Consider the following 3922-nt stretch of genomic DNA (forward strand, 5'->3'; position numbering starts at 1 on the left):
ACATCAACACCTTCAGAAAGACAGCGTACATTGGTAAGTACACGACAAGTATTTTCCCCCGCATCTTCCTTTAACCAGTCAAGTTGTTTTGTACGCTCTTTAGCACTAAAGGTTCCATCAATATGGGCAAGGGTACAGTTAAGAGGAGGAGCATCTTTATAGTTTTTATGAAGAGCGCGTAAAGATTCTTGCACTTTTACTTTTTTGAATCTTTTGCATATGCGTTTAGAAGTATCAATATCTTTGCAAAAAGCTAAAGCTCTACGCATGGGCTTGGGGTCATCTTCAAGATCAAGTTTCAGATCCATTTTGGTAAGGGCTCTATAACAGCCATTAATCTTGGTCCTATCATCGAGAATAAGTTCATAATTCTTTATCGGTAATCAGATGTTGAATGGATTGACTTACTTCTTCTTCGTTGACAACTAATATGATAACTTTACAAGGTGATAACAGCTTATCCTCTAAAGCACGTGAAAAGTTGTAAGTGTAAAGTTGTTTGCCATAGAGTTTTTCATTATCCATGGACACCAAAACGTTATTGGATAAGAAAGCATTCCTTTTCAGCTTGTCACTAAAGATCTTTGGGGTTGCTGTCATGTAGAGGCGTTTTTTGCCTCGAATAATGCTATTGTCATGAACCTTGATAAATTCAGATTCATGCTTTTCTGTTCCCAACACAACACCAGTTGTTCTATGGGCTTCATCACAAATGATCAGATCAAATTCAGGTAACCCATGGGTATTTTGTGCATCCGAAATCACTTGGATAGAATGATAGGTTGAAAAGATGACCGTCATTGCATCTGCTAGGTTTTCACAAGCTTCTTTGGCAAGGGCTTTCGCATCTGTTGTAGCAGGGAGAACAAGATCTGATGTTTCCATGCCAACAATATCATCTTGGTTTTTACGACGCTTGCCTACTTTCGTATCAGAACAAACCGCAAAGGAACGCAACGGGACTTGTGCATCGGCTGTCCATTCACGGATTGTTTGCGAAACTAAAGCCAGAGAAGGAACCAGAAACAACACACGCTTGCCTGTTCCTGCTATGGTTTCTGCTATCTTAAGGCTAGTGAAAGTCTTCCCCGTTCCACATGCCATAATCAGCTTGCCACGATCTGCTTCTTTTAACCCTTCACAGACTTTCTTGATGGCTTCTTCTTGATGGGGACGAGGCTCTTTTGTTGATTTCAGAAGAACTTCTTGTTTTGTTGCAAATATTTGCCAATCTATCCGACTGTTTTCCATATGACGAAGGTCAATACGATAAACGGGTATCGCTTGTCCTTTAATCATGGCATTCACATTGTCACTTAATTCCACTTCTGTGGTATCAACGAGAAGACGATATTTAAAGATGTCTTTTCCAGAGGCAGCGATAAAGCTATCAATATCCTTTTTACTAATCTGATGATCTGCTTTATAAAACTTACACTGAATAGCCACATAGCCTTCTTGATGACGAAGCTTAGCAACCAGATCAATGCCGATATCATTTTTATTCCAACCTTCACGCTCTTCAGCCCATTCATAATAGGTTTCTACCTTTTCATATCGTCCATAATGGAGAGGGTCATGCATAAGATAAGCCATGACAAGATTTTCGAACAGTGTTCCCAATTCACGAGGTGATTTTGCTTGTTGACGATAATATTCTAAGAGAGAGCGTAAAGAGACATGTTCATGATCAGAATGATGAGGGCGAAGCATAAAGAATAAACTCCATGACAATATATTCTATTGATTAATTCTCTTCAAAAGAATCAAAATGAAGCTTATTAAATCCATTTTGAATGAATAGTGTGAAAAATTCGGAAAATGCTAAAAAGCGGATAAATTTTTTTCAAAAGTTTTTTTTAATGCTGTTTATCCACAGCCCATGACATGGGATAAGATCAGCAAAATAGTGAAATTTGCTGTTTATTTGATGTGTTAATTGACCTGTTAATCAAGACAAATGCACCATGGACTTTAAAACATCAGAATGAGTATTTTGATAAGTTTTATGAATTATTTTATAGATAGGTTTTGTCTGTTTTTAAAACCCCCAAAACACCTACAAAACATATATTATTGGTTGAATTTATAGGTTGTAATGTCGATATAGGTTGTTTTTTTAGATCTGTAAAATATTAACCACTTGAAATATAATAACTTTTATTTTTGACTAAAAAATATATATAAAGGGGGGTAAAAAGAACCCCCATAACCCCCATAACTAATGATGGGGAGTGCTTTAAAGGTTCACTGTTATATTGTTTAATGTTTTATAAGATTTCCAAATTGCCTCAGTGTGATGTCTTATGACTTTTCACTAAGGGGTGCCATTCATAACGTATGGTAGGTCGACCGCCTTGGGAGTTATTCTCTCCAGAGATTTCACGAATATAGTTACAACGACATAAAAGCTCTAAAGCTTGCTTAACGGTTTGATTGTCTGTTAAACATTTCCAATCACGTTTATAAACATCCCTTGCTGTAAAAATATCGGGTAAATGATCACAGCGTTCAACAATTAATTTTGCACGCTCTGCTGTTAATGTATCATTCGCCGCATAAAGACGTTTTGCATGACTTAATAGATATTTTTCCCAACGCAATGCTGTTGTAATGGCATAGAGACCAATTTCAAAACCACCACTATCAAGAAGTTCAAAAATTAACGCAAGGCTTGCTATGGTCTTTGGCATTTTTAAAACATGCGATTGTAAGCTTTCGGAGAAACGACCCCCTTTTGCTTCTCTATGAAGGTTTTCTAACCATTCATAAAATTTCTCTTGTGCTTTTGGCATAAAACGCATGATCAGCGGGTGTTCTGGAGAACCTAATCGTTTATCACGAAAAGAGCGAAAAACACCTTCATACTTTTGCCAGCCCTCTTGATTGGGCGGTCTATCAATCAATTTCCATTCTTGATTTTCATCGGGCCACACAATCATTTGAAACCGTTGCAATAAACCGTCATCGTTTATTCCATGGTGCATGGCTTGAATGATGGGAATAATTCGTGAAGGTTGAATGCCTCCAATAATGGAAATGGTTGCATTGGGAATAAAAATGGTTCCACGTCCTATACGGTCATAGGTGTATGATTTTTTGCCATTAAAAGCTGTTAGATAGAAAGAACGGTCTGATTGATATTCCTTCCGTTCCAAATCGGATAAAAAACCAGATAATTCATCACGAACCAACAAGAGACCACGGGGGTTTTCTTTTAACAATTCCCCAAGCTTTTCGACGGTCACATCGTTGACAATAAGACGTCGTTTATTAAGCGTGTCATCTTCCTCACTTTCTTTATGTTCAAGAGATTGAGAAAGAAGAGCAAGGGCTTGTTCCTCGTCTTGATCTTTGAGTGCTTTGTAGGCTTGTTTTTTCTTTTCTCTTTTGTCTAATTCAATAAGAATATCTTTTGTTTCTTGCTGTTTTTTCTTCTTTAACCATTCTTGATGCCATTCCTCTTGAAAAACATCAAGAGGTGCTAAAGCAGCTTCCATGGTATCTGTTTTCATAGTTGAAGGTTCCCCCACAAGGCACCCCAGAGATTAGGAACAATTTTCCAATTGGCATGTTGTTTTGGAGAAACCCGCACGCCATTTCCAATGACAGCAGACAATCCACATAAAGCAGAAACAGCAACAAAATCGATAGAAGATTGTTGAATATCAGCAACGTCATAAACATAGTTTATTAATGGTGTTGGAAGCAGGAATATTTTAAAAGGCTCGACGGGTAAGAGAGCCGTAGCAATCGGTTGTAATTGCCCCCAACCATTTTGTTGCAAGGCTTGTTCATAAGAAATGGCTTTTAAACAAGTATTTTCGTTTAAAGAGACATTATCGTTATCATTGACGGGAGTATTTTCATTATTGTTTTGTAAATTACTATCTTTCATAGTTTCCCTCTTTTAAGAAAGTAA

At 37.3% G+C, this 3922-nt stretch carries 2 pseudogenes; both read right to left on the minus strand.

Annotation, left to right across the window (positions count from 1 at the left end):
* Positions 1-1713 (minus strand): annotated as a pseudogene (locus ACFIJZ_RS09325) (DEAD/DEAH box helicase family protein); the annotation flags it as partial.
* A gap of 578 nt (positions 1714-2291) precedes the next feature.
* Positions 2292-3898, minus strand: a pseudogene (locus ACFIJZ_RS09330) (YfjI family protein).
* Positions 3899-3922 lie beyond the last annotated feature (24 nt).

Source organism: Bartonella sp. CL70QHWL, assembly GCF_042194855.1.
Lineage (GTDB): Bacteria > Pseudomonadota > Alphaproteobacteria > Rhizobiales > Rhizobiaceae > Bartonella.